General features: G+C 56.0%; 16 protein-coding genes. 9 read left to right on the top strand and 7 right to left on the bottom strand.

Annotated elements, in window-relative coordinates; all coding sequences use genetic code 11:
* The first annotated feature begins 82 nt into the window (after nucleotides 1-82).
* The 4 genes from ACN0WX_RS13225 to ribA all read left to right on the top strand — a co-directional run bounded on the left by ACN0WX_RS13225 (nucleotide 83) and on the right by ribA (nucleotide 5,262).
* Nucleotides 83-2,392, top strand: coding sequence for a DNA translocase FtsK (locus ACN0WX_RS13225; protein ID WP_417622852.1), 2,310 nt, complete (start codon nucleotides 83-85; stop codon nucleotides 2,390-2,392).
* A gap of 80 nt (nucleotides 2,393-2,472) precedes the next feature.
* Nucleotides 2,473-3,102 (top strand): LolA family protein, encoded by a 630-nt coding sequence (locus tag ACN0WX_RS13220; protein ID WP_417622807.1) that lies wholly within the window; start codon nucleotides 2,473-2,475, stop codon nucleotides 3,100-3,102.
* 289 nt (nucleotides 3,103-3,391) lie between these two features.
* Entirely contained in the window at nucleotides 3,392-4,186 is a 795-nt protein-coding gene (xth, locus tag ACN0WX_RS13215) for an exodeoxyribonuclease III (RefSeq protein WP_417622806.1), read from the top strand.
* Nucleotides 4,183-5,262: a GTP cyclohydrolase II gene (gene ribA / locus ACN0WX_RS13210; RefSeq protein WP_417622805.1), complete on the top strand. Its 1,080-nt coding sequence runs from the start codon at nucleotides 4,183-4,185 to the stop codon at nucleotides 5,260-5,262. The genes xth and ribA overlap by 4 nt, the downstream gene beginning before the upstream one ends.
* A gap of 43 nt (nucleotides 5,263-5,305) precedes the next feature.
* On the opposite strand, the gene ACN0WX_RS13205 is transcribed toward ribA, so the two are convergent.
* The gene (locus ACN0WX_RS13205; protein ID WP_417622804.1) at nucleotides 5,306-5,866 is read right to left on the bottom strand and encodes a TetR/AcrR family transcriptional regulator; all 561 of its coding nucleotides are present in this window, start codon (nucleotides 5,864-5,866) and stop codon (nucleotides 5,306-5,308) included.
* A 46-nt stretch (nucleotides 5,867-5,912) separates the two neighbouring features.
* On the opposite strand from ACN0WX_RS13205, the gene ACN0WX_RS13200 reads away from it, so the two are divergent.
* Complete coding sequence (locus ACN0WX_RS13200) at nucleotides 5,913-6,383, top strand: SRPBCC family protein (protein ID WP_417622803.1); 471 nt, start codon at nucleotides 5,913-5,915, stop codon at nucleotides 6,381-6,383.
* A 76-nt stretch (nucleotides 6,384-6,459) separates the two neighbouring features.
* Here the strand turns inward: ACN0WX_RS13200 and ssb are convergent, their stop codons facing one another.
* The 4 genes from ssb to ACN0WX_RS13180 all read right to left on the bottom strand — a co-directional run bounded on the left by ssb (nucleotide 6,460) and on the right by ACN0WX_RS13180 (nucleotide 9,978).
* Entirely contained in the window at nucleotides 6,460-6,984 is a 525-nt protein-coding gene (ssb, locus tag ACN0WX_RS13195; RefSeq protein ID WP_417622802.1) for a single-stranded DNA-binding protein, read from the bottom strand.
* A gap of 47 nt (nucleotides 6,985-7,031) precedes the next feature.
* Nucleotides 7,032-8,891: a ferrous iron transporter B gene (feoB, locus tag ACN0WX_RS13190; RefSeq protein WP_417622801.1), complete on the bottom strand. Its 1,860-nt coding sequence runs from the start codon at nucleotides 8,889-8,891 to the stop codon at nucleotides 7,032-7,034.
* Nucleotides 8,892-8,894: 3 nt separating this feature from the next.
* A complete protein-coding gene (locus ACN0WX_RS13185; RefSeq protein WP_417622800.1) occupies nucleotides 8,895-9,164 on the bottom strand; it encodes a FeoA family protein in 270 nt (89 codons plus the stop codon).
* Nucleotides 9,165-9,312: 148 nt separating this feature from the next.
* Entirely contained in the window at nucleotides 9,313-9,978 is a 666-nt protein-coding gene (locus ACN0WX_RS13180) for a COQ9 family protein (protein ID WP_417622799.1), read from the bottom strand.
* A gap of 130 nt (nucleotides 9,979-10,108) precedes the next feature.
* On the opposite strand from ACN0WX_RS13180, the gene ACN0WX_RS13175 reads away from it, so the two are divergent.
* Entirely contained in the window at nucleotides 10,109-11,209 is a 1,101-nt protein-coding gene (locus tag ACN0WX_RS13175) for an alkene reductase (RefSeq protein ID WP_417622798.1), read from the top strand.
* Between the two features lie 15 nt (nucleotides 11,210-11,224).
* Here ACN0WX_RS13175 and ACN0WX_RS13170 read toward each other — a convergent pair whose 3' ends face one another.
* Together ACN0WX_RS13170 and ACN0WX_RS13165 are read right to left on the bottom strand one after the other, a co-directional pair.
* On the bottom strand, nucleotides 11,225-11,680 hold the full coding sequence (locus ACN0WX_RS13170) for a DUF1465 family protein (RefSeq protein ID WP_417622797.1): 456 nt from the start codon (nucleotides 11,678-11,680) through the stop codon (nucleotides 11,225-11,227).
* Nucleotides 11,681-11,839: 159 nt separating this feature from the next.
* Nucleotides 11,840-12,043 (bottom strand): YdcH family protein, encoded by a 204-nt coding sequence (locus ACN0WX_RS13165; RefSeq protein ID WP_417622796.1) that lies wholly within the window; start codon nucleotides 12,041-12,043, stop codon nucleotides 11,840-11,842.
* A 185-nt stretch (nucleotides 12,044-12,228) separates the two neighbouring features.
* Here ACN0WX_RS13165 and ACN0WX_RS13160 point away from each other — a divergent pair, with 185 nt between their 5' ends.
* From ACN0WX_RS13160 to ACN0WX_RS13150, 3 genes are all read left to right on the top strand, one after another.
* Entirely contained in the window at nucleotides 12,229-12,381 is a 153-nt protein-coding gene (locus tag ACN0WX_RS13160) for a YdcH family protein (protein ID WP_417622795.1), read from the top strand.
* Between the two features lie 111 nt (nucleotides 12,382-12,492).
* On the top strand, nucleotides 12,493-14,775 hold the full coding sequence (ptsP, locus tag ACN0WX_RS13155; protein WP_417622794.1) for a phosphoenolpyruvate--protein phosphotransferase: 2,283 nt from the start codon (nucleotides 12,493-12,495) through the stop codon (nucleotides 14,773-14,775).
* Nucleotides 14,776-14,950: 175 nt separating this feature from the next.
* Nucleotides 14,951-15,787: a helix-turn-helix domain-containing protein gene (locus ACN0WX_RS13150; protein WP_417622793.1), complete on the top strand. Its 837-nt coding sequence runs from the start codon at nucleotides 14,951-14,953 to the stop codon at nucleotides 15,785-15,787.
* The last annotated feature ends 17 nt before the right edge of the window (nucleotides 15,788-15,804 follow it).

The following is a 15,804-nucleotide window of genomic DNA, read 5'->3' as shown; positions in this document are numbered from 1 at the left end:
CTTGACGGCGAGTCCCCGATTCGCGCAAAGGAGCCTATAGTTAATGCACGCCTTGGGCTGGGGCGATGCGCAGGAGTATATTATGGCGGAAAAAGCCAAACAAGCGAATTGGCGCGAGATCATGCGTCTCAGCCTGCTACGCAGCGGCGCCCTGATTGGAGCCATCGTGACTATTCTGGCGACCGTGTTTCTCGCGTTTGCGTTGATCAGCTACTCTCCCAGTGATCCTTCATTCAATACGGCCGCAGGCAGCGTCGACCATAATTGGATGGGCCTTTTTGGTTCCTATACGTCGGATTTGCTTTTGTCGCTGATCGGGTTGCCAGTCATTCTGTTCCTGCCACTGCTGCTGGTGCTGGCCAATCGGCTGTGGCGAGACATTGCACAGCCTGGCTGGAAGCAACAATTGCTCCGGTGCCTGCTCGCGACATTGCTGGTTGGTGCCGGTCTGGCTTTATGGTTCCCCGATTCCCAAATGGAACTGCCCTCAGGCCCCGGCGGCCTTGCAGGAATGCTGCTGGCCAATGGCACCAGCGCGGGCCTCAATGCGGTATCTGCCAGCTGGAGCGGTCTGATTTCCGGCATCCTGATTGCCGTCACTCTGGCTGGTGGTCTCTTCCTCGGCTATAGCAGCCTGCGGCTCGACAAACCTCTGTTCTCCGGAGCCTCCTTCAAAATCCCGTCGGTGCAAAACCCATTTGCCAAAAAAGATGAGGGGCTTGTGATAGAGCCTGAACGCCCCGACGTCATCAAAACGCCAAAAGAGCCGGCACCACGCAGATCCGTAAAACCGGACAACCGGCCACCGCCGGAGATCAGCGACCGCGCATTGCCGCCGAAAAAAGCCAGCGCCGACAAAGCCAAGCAAGGTGATTTTTTCGGTCCCTATGTGCTGCCTTCGCTGGACCTGCTTACCCCTGCACCCGAACAAACCAACAATGTGATCGACAAAGCCGGACTGGAGCGCAATGCGCGCCTGCTGGAATCCGTGCTTGATGATTTTCACGTCAAGGGCACAATCAATGCTGTACGACCCGGTCCGGTGGTCACGATGTATGAGCTGGAACCCGCTCCCGGTATCAAGGCGAGCCGTGTCATTCAGCTGGCCGAAGATATTGCTCGCAATATGTCAGCATTATCGGCGCGCGTTGCCGCTATTCCGGGGCGTACGGTCATGGGGATTGAACTGCCCAATACCAACCGCGAAATGGTTGTGTTGCACGAGATGATCGGCAGCGACAGTTTCGCCGACCAGACCGGCAAGCTGCCGATCATCCTCGGCAAGAATATTTCCGGCGACCCGGTCATCGCAGACCTGGCTCCGATGCCGCACCTGCTCGTGGCAGGCACGACCGGTTCGGGTAAATCTGTCGGTCTGAACTGCATGATTTTGTCGCTGCTCTATCGGCTGACCCCCGAAGATTGCAAAATGATCATGATCGATCCGAAGATGCTGGAACTCAGCACCTATGACGACATCCCCCATTTGCTGTCGCCGGTGGTGACCGAACCGGCCAAGGCCATTCGCGCGCTCAAGTGGGCGGTCGAACAGATGGAAGAACGCTATCGCATGATGTCTTCCATCTCGGTCCGCAATCTTGCCAATTATAATGAGAAGGTAAAGGCCGCAAAGGCCAAGGGACAGCCGCTCGGTCGTCGGGTGCAGACTGGCTATGACCCCGAGACCTCCCGCCCGATTTACGAGGAAGAGCAGCTCGACTTTGAAGTGCTGCCGCAGATCGTGATCATCGTCGACGAGCTTGCCGACCTGATGATGACCGCGGGCAAGGAAGTCGAGTTCCTGATCCAGAGACTCGCGCAAAAGGCGCGCGCGGCGGGCATTCACCTGATCATGGCCACGCAAAGGCCGTCGGTTGACGTCATTACCGGCGTCATCAAGGCGAACCTGCCGACCCGGATCAGCTTCCACGTCACTTCAAAAATCGATTCCCGCACGATCCTCGGTGAACAGGGCGCTGAACAGCTGCTTGGCAAGGGCGATATGCTTTATATGCCCGGCGGCAAGCAACTGACGCGTGTTCACGGACCGTTTGTTTCGGATGACGAGGTGCGGCGCGTCGCCGACCACTGGCGTTCACAGGGCGCGCCCGACTATATTCAGGCGGTGACCGAGGAACCGGAAGATGGCAGCTTTGCTCTCGACGGCGCTGACCTGAGCGATAACAAGGAAGACCGGCAATATGCTCAGGCCTGCCAGATCGTCTTTGAGAGCCAGAAAGTGTCAACCAGCTGGCTACAGCGACAATTGCGGATCGGCTATAATTCCGCCGCCCGGATCATCGACCGGATGGAGGAAGATGATTATATCAGCCCGCCTAACCATATCGGTCGCCGCGAGGTGCTACGCGATCAAAATGGTGAACCGCTCTAGTCCTTTGCTGACAAAATAATTCAGCCGCTGTTCAATCGCCGGCGGCTAGGCGATCACCTGAATAATCTGGAGTTTTCAAAATGTTGAAATATGGTTTCGCCTTGATCGCTGCGCCTTTGGCCCTGACTGCAAGCCTGCCTGCCACCGCCCAGCAAAGCCCTTCCGACAGCCTGGCAAAAATCTCGACCCATTTGCGGTCCATGTCGACCATGACGGCGAATTTCACCCAGACCGATCGCAGCGGCCAGTTGCTGACCGGGACGCTCACCCTGAAACAACCCGGAAAAGTTCGTTTTCAGTATCAGAAGGACGCCAATCTGCTGATCGTGGGGGACGGAAAAGCCCTGACGTTGATCGACTATGACGTTAATCAGGTACAGCGCTGGCCAATCAGCAACAGCCCGCTCGCCGCGCTGCTCAATCCGGAACGGGATTTGTCAAAATACGGAAAGATCGTTCCGACTCGCAATCCCAATGTGCTCAGCGTCGAAGTGCGTGACCCCAAGCGTCCGGAATATGGCATAATCACGATGGTCTTCACGAAACAGCCCGGCGCGCCCGGCGGATTGAGCCTTGATGGCTGGGTGTCGCTGGATTCCAAAAATAACCGCACATCGATCCGCCTCTCAAACCAGAAATTCGGGATTCCGGTCGCCAACAGCAGTTTCAACTGGGTCGATCCCCGGCGAAAAAGTCGCGGCAAGCGATGAAACGAGGCGGGTTGCCGACCAGCAGAACAACCCGCATATCTCGTTCATATTTGCGACAGAAACACACGAGTATAACCAAACACAGGATGCGAAGAGACAGTCAGGTCTTCCCCCTGTTACCTGACGAAATATGTTTCAACGCATCCTATGCGTGACGAACGCGAGTTAGCCCCCACCTCCTTAATGCCCCCGGAGGTGGGGGTTTTACTTTTCAGACCCGGTAAATTACCATGCAACTCTATTGCCTTTGGGCTTGGGTTTCTGCGCGACCGTGGCTAGTAGACTCGCCATGAGTGATACCCTTAAAGTCGTCAGCTGGAATATTAACAGCGTCCGTGCCCGCCTCGACATTGTCGAACGATTCCTGACAGAGGAAGCGCCTGATATCCTGTGCCTGCAGGAAACCAAGGTGCGCGATGACCAATTTCCCGAAGGGATGTTCCGGCGCCTCGGCTATAACCACCAGATATTGCATGGTCAGCCAATGCACCACGGTGTTGCCACTATCAGTCGTATTCCGCTGCACAAGGACCAACGGTTTGACTGGCAGGATAATGGCGAAGCCCGCCATATTGGCGCGGTGCTGGAAAATGGGGTGCGCATCGAGAATGTCTATATCCCCGCGGGCGGCGAAATTGCCGACCGCGAGATCAATCCGAAATTCGGGCAAAAGCTCGATTTCTTCGGGCGGATGACCGAATGGTCGAAAAACCTCAAAGAACCCACGATCCTGATGGGAGACTTCAATGTCGCACCACTGGAATCCGACGTCTGGAGCCACAAGGCGCTGATCAATGTCGTCAGCCACACCCAGATCGAGATTGACCACCTCTACAAGCTGCGCGATGCCCATGGCTGGGTCGATATCGGTCGCAAGCTGATCCCCGATCCGGAGCGGCTCTACACCTGGTGGAGCTACCGCGCCAAAGACTGGCGCGCATCAGACAAGGGCCGCCGTCTTGATCATGTCTGGGTCAGTCCGGAACTTGCGGACAAGGCGGTCAGCCATGTTGTGCTGGAAGATGCGCGCAGCTGGGGCAAGCCATCCGACCATGCGCCACTGATCACGGAATTCAAATTTTGAACGCAACGCCTCTCGACGAGGCCCAGAAGGCTGCCGGCCGTCGCGCCGCCCGCGCGATTGACGCGCTCCGGCGGGGTTGGCCTATTGGTGTGGAAGCCGATGGCGAACGGCTCAACCTGCTGCCAGTGGAGACCGGGATGCTGGCCGAGGCCCTGCCTTCATCAGGGACTGCCTCGCTGCTGATTTCAGCCAGCCGCGCAGATACGCTCAAGCTGCTCAATCAGTTTTCTGCGGCCGATCCCAGTCTGCCGATCCAGATCAGCCTGCCCGCGCCAGTTTCCGCTGCCGAAATCATCGCCATTGTCGATCCGGTGCTGGATATGCAATATCCGCTGAAAGGCCCGTTTCGCAGCGAGCCGCTGTCTAACCCGCAGGCGGCCAAGGCGGCGATGGAACTTGCCCGGCAAGGAGGCCTTCTCCCTGCATTTTTGATTGTCGATGATGCCGAAGATCAGCTCCAGGCCGAAGATGCTGCAGCCTATGCCGATTCCAATGCACTGGCCATCAGCGCCCATGCGAGACTGCCGGTCGCGGCCAATAGCGAGGCGCATATTTATGGCTTTCGCAGCGACGCCGACGCCACCGACCATGTCGCGCTGGTCGTCGGCAAGCGCGACGAGACAACGCCGGTCGTCCGCCTGCACAGCGAATGTCTGACCGGCGACGTGCTCGGTAGCCTGAAATGCGACTGCGGCCCGCAACTGCACGCGGCGCTCGAGCAGATGGGCGAAGCCAGCTGGGGCGTATTGCTCTATCTGCGCCAGGAAGGCCGCGGCATCGGCCTGATCAACAAGCTGCGCGCCTATGCCTTGCAGGATCAGGGCTTTGACACGGTCGATGCCAATCAACGGCTGGGCTTCGCCATTGATGCCAGAGATTTTTCGATAGCGGCGCGAATGCTCGAGTTGCTCAATATTCCGAAGGTCAAACTGCTGACCAACAATCCCGAGAAAGTGGCGGGATTGGAAGCGTCCGGCGTAACGGTTGAAGAACGCCTGCCGGTCAAGATCGCCGCCAATCCACATAATGAATTTTATCTTGATACCAAGCGCGACCGGACGGGGCATCAATTATAGAGGCAAGCGATTGCCAGTGATCCAGTCCGTTCGAGCTTTCTGTTCAACCCGTCATCAATCCCCGGCAGAATACCTCCACCAGCAAGGTGACATTGGCTTGCGCCTCCCGACTGGTTTCAGCTTTTTCGAGTACGCCGTTGACCGATTGGATGAGCAGGCCGGCGAGGAGATCGGCGCGTCCCCGGTCATGGACCTGTTCCCCGATCAAACCCGCGACGAGTGACTGGAACCGGTCGTTTGCCGCAAGTATTTCTCCGCCGCAGATACGGTTTTTCTCGTCGATCAGCTCCCGTCCATATTCGGAATCGTGCAACAATTGATAGACCCAGCTGACGCGGGCATTGATCGCGCGAAGCAGCCGGGCATCCCAGGCCCCCTGCTCCGAAAATGCTTCGACGACCGCATCATATACCCGCCCGTTGATCCGTTCGCTCAGACCCTTGAACACCTCCTCCTTGGTGGAGAAATGCTTGTAGAGCGAAGTCCGTGAAATGCCAGCAGCGGCAGCGATATCCGACATCGATGTCTTGGCAAAACCGTGGCGGTTAAACTGCTGCATAGCCCCGTCCAGCAGCTTGCCATTGGTGGTCGTGAAGCTCGTCATGATGATTTAGGTTTACACTTTGAACATTATATGTCAACTTTGATTGATGAACAAAAAACAATATCTCCCATTGGTCGATCAGACGCTCACGATTAAAGCCCCGATTTCCCAGGTTTTCGCCTTTCTGGCCAATCACGAGAATTACGCTTCATGGTACCCGAAGGTCATCTCGATCGAGTCTGCAAACGAGCTGCCGCACGGAACGGTTGGAAAAGTCTACAGGGAAGCCATCCGCTTGCCGACAGGGCGAGACGGATTAATCGCCATCAAGGTCGTAGAAAGCCGGCAACCGGAGCTGTTCGTGACAGAGGGAGTCTTCGCCCCGCTCCATCCCCGAATGGAAGTTCATCTGTCCGCTGAATCGGAAAATGAAACTTCACTGCACTGGAAATTCTTCAGTCGCAGCCAATCCGTCATCGGGCGGTTTCTGATCCGTTTGCTTGTGAAAAAGGCTCTGGAACGCGACAGCAAAACCGGTCTGACGCAGATGAAGGCCCTTGTGGAAAATCGGGACTGATCACAGAAATGAAAACCGGCCCTATCCGCTTTCTGGATAGCGCCGGCTCTGTCTCTTTCAGTCTGACCGAAATGACCTAGAACGGAACGTCGTCGTCCAGATCGCTGTCAAAGGCGCCGCCGCCCTGACCACCGCCGGAACCGCCGCCGGTCTGGCCCCAGCTGTCGTTCGAACCACCACCGGAACCACCGCCGGATTGTCCGCCGCCCCAGCCATCGTTCGAGCCGCCACCCTGGCCACCGCCGCCCTGGCGGCTGTCGAGCATTTCCATTTTGGCGTCAAAGCCCTGCAGCACAACGTCGGTCGAATAGCGGTCATTGCCGGACTGGTCCTGCCATTTACGGGTCTGCAGCTTGCCTTCGAGATAGACCTTGCTGCCCTTGCGCAGATATTTTTCGGCAACCCCGGCAAGGCCTTCGTTATAGATCGAGATATTGTGCCACTCGGTCTTTTCCTTGCGTTCGCCGGTCTGGCGATCCTTCCAGCTTTCTGAAGTCGCTACGCTGAAATTGCAGACCTTGCCGCCATTTGCGAAGGTACGTACTTCCGGATCCTTGCCCAGATTTCCTACGATGATGACTTTGTTGATGCCGCCGGCCATTTCAAATTCCCTAAAAATATAACGTGGTTATCGATTCTTGGGGGACTCTATAGACCGAGCGCGACGGCACTCCAATATGTAATACCGGCTGCAGCATAAGCGAGCGCAAAAAGATAGATGACCATGAAGGTTGGCCATTTCCAGCCATTGGTTTCCCGGCGGGTGACGGCAATGGTTGAGATACATTGCGGCGCAAATACAAACCAGGCGAGAAAGGCCAGCGCGGTCGGCAGCGACCAGCGGCTTTGCAGACGCTCGGTCAGCGATTTGGCCTCCGCCTCTTCATCCGGGGCGTCGATCGCATAAGTGGTAGCCAGGGCTGCCACCGCCACTTCCCGCGCGGCCATGGCGGGAATCAGCGCGAGTGCAATATCCCGGTCGAAGCCGACCGGCTTGACAATGGGTGCAATGACATTGGTGATACGCCCTGCAACGCTATAATCCACTTGGCTCATGCCGCTGTCTTCGGGTACCTTTGGAAAGGTCAGCAGAAGCCATAGAACTACGGTCGAGGCAAAAATGATCGTTCCGGCACGGCGCAAGAAAATCCAGGCACGCTGCCACAGTCCGATCATTATGTCGCGCAGGCTGGGCAGCTGATATTTCGGCATCTCCATCAGAAAGCCGCTGTTCGGCCCCTTGGTCACCGTCGAACGCAACACCAGCGCGACGATCATCGCACCCAAAATGCCGAATACATAAAGCCCGAACAATACCAGTCCCTGCAAACCAATGCCCGGGCCGACCGTCTCGGGCGGAATGAACGCACCTATGATGATTGCATAAACAGGAAGCCGTGCCGAGCAGGTCATCAGCGGTGCCACCAATATCGTGGTCAGGCGATCTCTCGGGTCGGAGATACTGCGCGTTGCCATGATTCCGGGGATTGCACAGGCGAATGACGACAACAGCGGAATGAAGCTCCGTCCGGACAGACCAACGCCAGCCATCAAACGATCCATGATAAAAGCAGCACGGGTCATGTAGCCGCTGGCTTCGAGTAGCAAGATGAAGAGGAAGAGGATCAGAATCTGCGGCAAAAACACCACCACCGAACCGACGCCGGCGATAGCCCCTTCAATGATAAAATCCCGAAAAAATCCCGGCACCATATTCGTTTCCACCGCCGTCGCGACCCATTCGCTGGCGCTTTCGATCCAGCCGATCGGCGCTTCGGACCAGGCGAAAACGGCCTGAAACATGGTGAACAAGACCGCGAACAGAATCAATGGCCCGGCATAGGGATGAAGGAACAGATTGTCTGCCCGCTCCGACCAGCGCCGACTGGCGGTTTCAGAAATTATCGCCTGATTGGCAATCTGTTTGGCCTGTTTGAGCAGGCCATGATCACGTTCTTTGACGACGATAGGCTTGAGCACGCCCGATTTCTGGCGAAGCCGGCTTTCCAGCGCAGCGGTCAGATGCTCTAACCCGCGGCGCCGCACCGCGACAGTCGGGACCACGGGAACCCCCAAGGCCTCTTCAAGTCTTGCCGGGTCCAGGGTTAAGCCGTCCCGTTCCGCCAGATCCATCATGTTCAGCGCCACGACGACCGGTTGCCCGAGCGCGATTACTTCCAGGGCAAAGCGTAAATGATTGTCGAGATTGGCAGCATCAAGCACAATGACAATGGCATCGGGTTTGCGCTCACCCTTCTGCAACCCCATGATCACTCCGCGCGTCACTTCCTCATCCGGGCTGGTGGGATCAAGGCTGTAGCTACCCGGCAAATCGACCAGTTCGGCATGCCGTCCGTCAGCAAAAGAAAAATGACCGGATTTGCGCTCCACCGTTACACCGGGATAATTGGCAATCTTCTGGCGTGCACCGGTTAATGCGTTGAACAGGGCGCTTTTGCCCGAATTGGGGTTGCCCGCGAGGACAATGAGGGGGACTGCTTCGGTCATGGATCAGGCTAAGGTCGTTACCGGAATCGGCTGAACGGATATTACTTGCGCATGAGCTTTTCGGACAGCAATCATCATTCTTCCGACTTTCAGCGCGATCGGATCATTCAGGCCAAACATCCCTTTGTGTAATTTCTCGACCGCCACTCCTTCATCAATTCCGAGCGCCCGCAAACGCCGCCCTTCGGTCTCGGAAATTGCATTCCAGTCAATCGCTACCACTTCGGCATTTTGCTTGAGTGGCAGCTGGTCTAGAGTCGTGGATATGGGCATTTATCGCGCGGGGCCTTTCTAATTGCGATTGATTATCAATATAGACTAGGTTTGGCGAGTCTTTTTGTGTGGGTATGCCGCATCTTGGAGATATCGACTGAGTGGCGCATCAAGCTATGCCGAAATGCCCCCGCAAGCGCGCTTGCCTTCAAGCTCCCCGATAGCGCAATCGACCAATGAAACGCGCGATACTGAAACGGTCGCCACCCCTGCCCACGACTTTGGCCTTGGCCTTCTCGAACTGCATCACATTTTCAATCCGGCGATCCAAAAAGGTCCGGGTGTCAGAATGGTCCTGGCTTTCATCATCCAGAAAAACGCTGAGGGTACTGCCGTAAACGCCCGATAGCAGCGTCCGTTTGGTATAATGGTTATAGTCGGTTGCCGTGTCCCCGGCGAGCCGCCACATCTTGTCGGCTGCCCGCCAGCCCATTTTTGCCGCTTTGCGCAAATGGGGTGGTGCGGCCAGTATCGCCAGCGCGCGCCGTAATCCTTCGCGATCCCCTTCCAAGGCTTCGAGTCTTGCTTCAACGAGCGCCTTGATCCGGTCCCGCACTTTCATCGCGGCGAGTTCATCGGCACTATATTTCACCGCCATTTTTGCATCAATCGCCTGAAACCAGGCATCAATCATGTCGACCGGGCCTGCATTAAACGCGAGTCTGGCCAGATCATGATCCACGCCAGCCAGTTCCGCAGCTGCCAAAACGGCCTTTTCGTTCCAACCGTCAAATGCCGCCTGTGCGGCCAATCGAGGTGCGAGAAAGGCGCGCACTTCATCCAGCGTTGGATCTTCGGGAAGCGATACGGACATGAGAGTTCCTTTGAAATCAGAGCTATCAACATAGACAGAAATTGCTGGGTTTCAAACCATTGCATTTGCAGGAATGGCCTCTTAATTGTCTAGTTAACAGTTCACCCTTCCAGTTTCAGGGAATTCCATCTTGACCACATTGTTCGATCCGATCACCGTTGGTGCCATCGAGGCCCCAAACCGCGCGTTCATGGCCCCGCTTACCCGCTGTCGGGCGACCGTCGACTTTGTCCCAACTCCGATCATGGGGGAATATTACAGCCAGCGCGCCGGTGCCGGGCTGATCATTTCCGAAGCGACCGGAATCAGTCCGCAGGGCCTTGGCACCCCGTTCGCGCCGGGAATATGGAGCGAAGCACAGACCGAAGCCTGGAAGCCGGTGGTCGAACAGGTCCATCAAGCCGGTGGCCGCATCATCTGCCAGTTGTGGCATATGGGCCGCATCGTGCATCCCGACTTCCTGAACGGCGAACAACCGGTGTCAGCTTCGGCAACGACCGCGCCAGGCAGTGTGCGCACTTATGCCGGCAAGAGAGATTATGTGGAAGCACGCCCTCTGGAAATCTCCGAAATTCCCGGCCTGCTGGACGATTATCAAAATGCCGCGGAAAATGCGATCAAAGCCGGATTTGACGGCGTGCAACTGCATGCCGCCAACGGCTATCTGATTGACCAGTTCATCCGTTCCGGCACCAATTTGCGAACCGATGAATATGGCGGCCCGGTTGAAAACCGGATCCGCCTGCTCGGAGAAGTGACCCAACGTCTCGTCGATGCAGTGGGCGGTGACCGGGTTGCCGTTCGCCTGTCCCCCAACGGCGATTCCCAAGGCGCCGATGACGCGACACCGGTCGAAACCTTCACTGCAGCAGCCAGATTGCTCAGCCAGATCGGGGTCGCATTCCTCGAACTGCGCGAGCCCCCTGCCCACGGCACTTATGGCAATACCGATGTTCCGGCGGTCAGCCCCGATATCCGTCCGGTGTTCAACGGCCCGCTCGTTTTGAACAGCGACTATTTTTACGATAATGCAACCGCAGCACTGGCGGACAACAAGGCGGATGCGATCAGTTTCGGGCGGACGTTCATGACAAATCCTGATCTGCTGGAACGGTTTAAAGCAGGCGCTGAACTCAATCCGATCGATTTCACCCCGACTTGGTACAGCCAGGGACCGGAAGGATATGTCGACTATCCGACGATGGCGCAAAAGGAAGCAGCGCAGGCCTGAGCGGTTTTCGTCCCGCTAAAAGGCGCTCTGCAACCGGCGGAACATGTCTCGTACCGCAGACTCGGCTTCCATTTCGAGTTGCAGACGCGCCGAGAGGCGTTGCAGGCGTTGAAACAATTCTTCGCTAGCCATGATGACCTGACGTGCTTCTTCCGGAAAGCGCTCCACCAACAAGCGATCGGTCGCTGGCGCAAAACCGAGCGCACGATCATGGTTCCAGGATTCTCCTTCAGTCAGCTCGCCGCTGTGCAGGGCTTTCTGGTTCAACAACCAGGCGATGCAGTGCATCAATCGCGTTGTGACTTTGAGTGATTCACAGGAAAAAGAAACCGCGAGAAGACTGTCTTCGTTCGATTCGTCATTGAAGCGGCCCGATTCGAAATAGGACCGCGCCTCATCCGCAAGCACCATCGCTTCAGTATAAAGCGCGTCCAGCAGCTTCAGGGTCAACAGTGATTCACGGTCCGCCATATTTGCTCCGTAGCAAATTAACACCGGCCAATGACAGTTAATTCCAGTCCGCTGACGGACCGGAGACATCTTTGTTTCAATCTGACACGTGCGGAATTCTGGGGTTAACTGGTGGATAGTCTTGGTTAACAACTGCCAATCCCGCGGGCTAGCGTTGCTTCAGGCTATAATATCCGGAATAAGTTGGTTTTCGAGCAAAATAATGCGGTCGCGCAATTGCAATTTTCTCTTCTTGAGTCGCGCGGTCCGGAGCTGGTCCGGACTACCGGCTTCGATCAGCGCGGCGATGGCCTGGTCAAGATCGCGATGTTCAATTTTCAGCAGTTCAAGCTGCGTTTGCAACTCTTCATCGCTCTTCCCCATGCCGGATCAACCTCGCCTCTTGCGTCGGTGCAACAATTTTGCAATTCTAATCCTATTCATGGTTCCTGTCGAAACCAAGACAAATTAATCATGAAGCAGGACGCCAGCAAAATATGCTGGGGTAACAGGAAAGGAAGCTTTCATCCTCTTTCAATTTCAAAAACAACATTTTTGAGGAGACTTTAATGATTCAGAATCACATGTCAGCATTGCGCAACAAGCATGAAGCGCTGGAACGCAAGATCAACGAAGAAGAAACCCGGCCGTTTCCCGACACAATTCGAATCCATAGCCTCAAAAAAGAGAAGCTTAGAGTGAAAGAAGAATTGCTCAATTAGCCGTGAGCGCACGACCCCGCTCCCACTGAACAGGCAGCAATATAATCCGTTTTAGTCGATAGGCCGCTTTTCGATATCGCACTCACTTGGCCTTTCTGCTAGGCGAAAATCATGCCCGCAACAGATCCATCCAGTACCAAGACAGCCCGCAGCATCCTGACTGGCCTGCGAGCCATCATGGCATCGCGCGGCAATGCGCAGATAAAATTGAACAAGGTGGTCGATACAATCGCAGAGGCGGTAAGCAGCGAGGTCTGCTCAATCTACTTGCGACGCGACGGGGTATTGGAATTATTTGCCACCCGCGGACTGAATGCGGAAGCAGTACATGTTACAAAACTCGCGATGGGAGAGGGCCTGACCGGCTATATCGCAAAAAATGTCGAGACGCTAAACCTCGACGAGGCGGCCAGCCATCCCGATTTTCAATATCGGCCCGAGACCGGCGAAGAGAAATTTCATAGCTTTGCCGGCGTACCGATCATCCGGAACCAGCAGGCAATCGGCGTGTTATGCGCGCAGCATGTCGACCCGCGACGCTATTCCGAAGAGGAAATTGAAGCCTTTCAAACCGCGGCGATGGTGTTGTCGGAACTGATCACAAGCGCCGAATTTGTCGATGACAATTTCGCGCAAGAAACAGCAATACCCGACTTTGGGGCCACGCGTCTCTCGGGACTGCAACTGGTCAAGGGCAAGGCCAGCGGCCAGGCCGTATTTCACCAGCCAAGAGTGAAAATTGAACATACGGTTGCAGAAGATACCGAGGCCGAACGGCATCGCGTCTATTCCGCGTTCGACAAGATGCGCAACCAGATCGACCAGATGACCAGTCAGGCAGAATTCGGGGTCGGTGGTGAGCATGAGGAAGTGCTCGAGACATACAAGATGTTTGCCTATGATGAAGGCTGGAGTCGACGGATCAATGAAGCGATCGACAGTGGCCTAACGGCGGAAGCAGCGATCGAAAGAGTGCAGCAGCACACCCGCATGCGAATGCGGCAGATTGACGATCCGCTGCTGGCGGAGCGCATGCACGACCTGGAAGACCTCGCCAACCGCTTGCTGCGCATTGTTTCTGGACAAATGGGCACCGCAGCCAAAACGGGTCTGCGGCAGGACACGATTTTGATTGCCCGCAATCTGGGTCCCGCAGAGCTGCTGGAATATGACCGGCGGAAGCTGAAAGGCGTTGTTCTGGAGGAAGGCTCGCTGACTGCCCATGTAACAATCATTGCGCGCGCAATGGGCATTCCCATTCTCGGCCAGGTCAAGAATATCCGGCAAGTCGTGCGGGAAGATGATCATCTTCTGCTCAATGTCGATGAAAATGCCGTGTTTGTGAGACCCACACCTTCCATGGAGGAAGCTTTTGAAGCTCAACTCGAGCTCACCCATCGAAAGCGCGCCGCCTATTCCGAACTGCGGGACAAAGAAGCCATAACAAAGGACGGCGTACGGATCACCGTCAACATCAACGCTGGTTTGCGCGACGATCTGGCGCTGCTCAACTTGACCGGTGCGGACGGGATTGGGCTGTTCCGGACAGAATTTCAATTCCTCGTCGCCGCAACAATGCCTGGACGGGCAGGCCAGACGCGATTTTACCGCGATGTATTGGATGCGGCCGGTGACAAGCCGGTCATATTCCGGACCATCGACATCGGCGGGGACAAACCCCTGCCCTATTTTCAGGCAAGCGAGTTCAAGGAAGATAATCCCGCCATGGGGTGGCGCGCCATTCGCATCGGGCTGGAACGGGATACGTTGATGAAAGTGCAGGCGCGCGCTTTGATGGAGGCAGCGGCTGGCCGCAAATTAAATGTCATGTTCCCGATGGTCGCCGAGCCATGGGAGTTTGACAAAGCCAAGGCAGTGTTTGAAAATCAGCGTGCCTATTTGCAAACCCAGAAGAAAATGCCGCCCGTGCAGGTTCGATATGGTGCGATGCTCGAAGTCCCCGCCTTGGCCGAATGCCTTGATTTAATGGCTGACCGAATCGATTTTCTGTCAATCGGGACCAATGATCTCACCCAATTCCTGTTCGCCGCAGACCGCAGTAACCCGAAACTGGCAGAGCGGTTCGATTGGATGAGCCCCGCCATCCTCCGGTTCGTGCGCCGCGTGTCAGACAATGCCCAACGGTTCGACATCAACCTCAGTGTTTGTGGCGAAATGGGGGGCCGCCCCCTGGACGCCCTTGCACTTCTAGGGCTGGGAATCCGCAATTTGTCCATTACCCCGGCTTCGGTTGGCCCGATCAAGGCGATGGTGCGGTCTCTGGACCTCGGCAAGGCCAGACTGGCCGTCCAAGAGATTTTGAACGACGCACCGGCAGAACCAAGGGCGATCTTGGAACAATGGGCGATTCAGAATGGTGTTGACCTGGATTGACCCTAATTCAGACGGGCAGCGGGTGATTTTTCCGCCGATTGACCGAAAATCGCAAAAATGCAGCATATCGGCCATGATAGCCATTGACTTTTGTTCACCAAACTGGCTTTTTTCAATGGATTATCCGGAAGTGCGCGAAAAGGGTCGCAAAATGATCCGGCCAAGGGAGTATAGAGTGGCCGAAGAAACCAATGACGACGAAAATGTCGAACTAAATCTGCACAATACCGGTGAACTATTGCGCCGGGCACGCGAGCAGAAAAATTTGTCGCTGGAAGATATTGCAAAAAAGACCCGGATTCCGCAGCGCCATCTGGCATCAATCGAAAATGGCGATTTTGAAGCTCTTCCCGGTCGCACTTATGCGATCGGCTTTGCCAAGTCCTTCGCGCGGACGGTCGGATTGAGCGATGCTTCAATCGGAAGCCAGCTACGGGCAGAAATGGAAGAGCAAGGACATGGGGCTTTCCAGCCTGAGATGAGCGGATATGCTCCGGCCAACCCGTCCAGCATCCCTCCCCGCTTTCTGGTTTGGACTGCCGCAGGCATCGCGGCATTGGTGCTCGCGGGTTATCTGGTTTGGCGCACGCTGGTCCTTAATCCCACGGAAGCAAATGACCTTCCGGATGATGGAAATGTCACAGCGATAGAAACCGCCTCGGACAATAACAATTTGCAGAATATCGATGAAAAAGCACCAACGCCATCAAGCGAAGGAACCGTAGTCCTGACCGCAACCGAAACGGTCTGGATCAAAATTTATGATGCCGAGGGCGAACGTCTGTTCGAAGACCAAATGGCAGCTGGCGACACTTTCACTGTACCGGCGGATGCCGACAATCCACAGATTCTTACCGGACGCCCCGACGCATTAACCGTCACCATAGATGGTCAGGTTGTACCGCAACTGGGCACTGCGGAACGCACAATCAAGGATGTCGGCGTCAGTGCCGCGGCTTTGCTTGCCCGTGCGGACGCGAGCAATCCGGCGGAAGACTTATCGGTTGATTGAGCGACGCACGTGCCAGG

It is taken from the genome of Parasphingorhabdus sp., assembly GCF_048269915.1.
In the GTDB taxonomy this organism is placed as follows: domain Bacteria; phylum Pseudomonadota; class Alphaproteobacteria; order Sphingomonadales; family Sphingomonadaceae; genus Parasphingorhabdus.
This window is presented reverse-complemented; position numbering and strand designations above follow the sequence as displayed.

What these genes read in the sequence shown, in the direction of transcription:
- ACN0WX_RS13225 (WP_417622852.1), top strand. Translation starts at nt 83, where the DNA reads ATGGCGGAAAAAGCCAAACAAGCGAATTGGCGCGAGATCATGCGTCTC.
- ACN0WX_RS13220 (WP_417622807.1), top strand. Translation starts at nt 2,473, where the DNA reads ATGTTGAAATATGGTTTCGCCTTGATCGCTGCGCCTTTGGCCCTGACT.
- xth (WP_417622806.1), top strand. Translation starts at nt 3,392, where the DNA reads ATGAGTGATACCCTTAAAGTCGTCAGCTGGAATATTAACAGCGTCCGT.
- ACN0WX_RS13205 (WP_417622804.1), bottom strand. Translation starts at nt 5,866, where the DNA reads ATGACGAGCTTCACGACCACCAATGGCAAGCTGCTGGACGGGGCTATG.
- ACN0WX_RS13200 (WP_417622803.1), top strand. Translation starts at nt 5,913, where the DNA reads ATGAACAAAAAACAATATCTCCCATTGGTCGATCAGACGCTCACGATT.
- ssb (WP_417622802.1), bottom strand. Translation starts at nt 6,984, where the DNA reads ATGGCCGGCGGCATCAACAAAGTCATCATCGTAGGAAATCTGGGCAAG.
- feoB (WP_417622801.1), bottom strand. Translation starts at nt 8,891, where the DNA reads ATGACCGAAGCAGTCCCCCTCATTGTCCTCGCGGGCAACCCCAATTCG.
- ACN0WX_RS13185 (WP_417622800.1), bottom strand. Translation starts at nt 9,164, where the DNA reads ATGCCCATATCCACGACTCTAGACCAGCTGCCACTCAAGCAAAATGCC.
- ACN0WX_RS13180 (WP_417622799.1), bottom strand. Translation starts at nt 9,978, where the DNA reads ATGTCCGTATCGCTTCCCGAAGATCCAACGCTGGATGAAGTGCGCGCC.
- ACN0WX_RS13170 (WP_417622797.1), bottom strand. Translation starts at nt 11,680, where the DNA reads ATGGCGGACCGTGAATCACTGTTGACCCTGAAGCTGCTGGACGCGCTT.
- ACN0WX_RS13165 (WP_417622796.1), bottom strand. Translation starts at nt 12,043, where the DNA reads ATGGGGAAGAGCGATGAAGAGTTGCAAACGCAGCTTGAACTGCTGAAA.
- ACN0WX_RS13160 (WP_417622795.1), top strand. Translation starts at nt 12,229, where the DNA reads ATGATTCAGAATCACATGTCAGCATTGCGCAACAAGCATGAAGCGCTG.
- ptsP (WP_417622794.1), top strand. Translation starts at nt 12,493, where the DNA reads ATGCCCGCAACAGATCCATCCAGTACCAAGACAGCCCGCAGCATCCTG.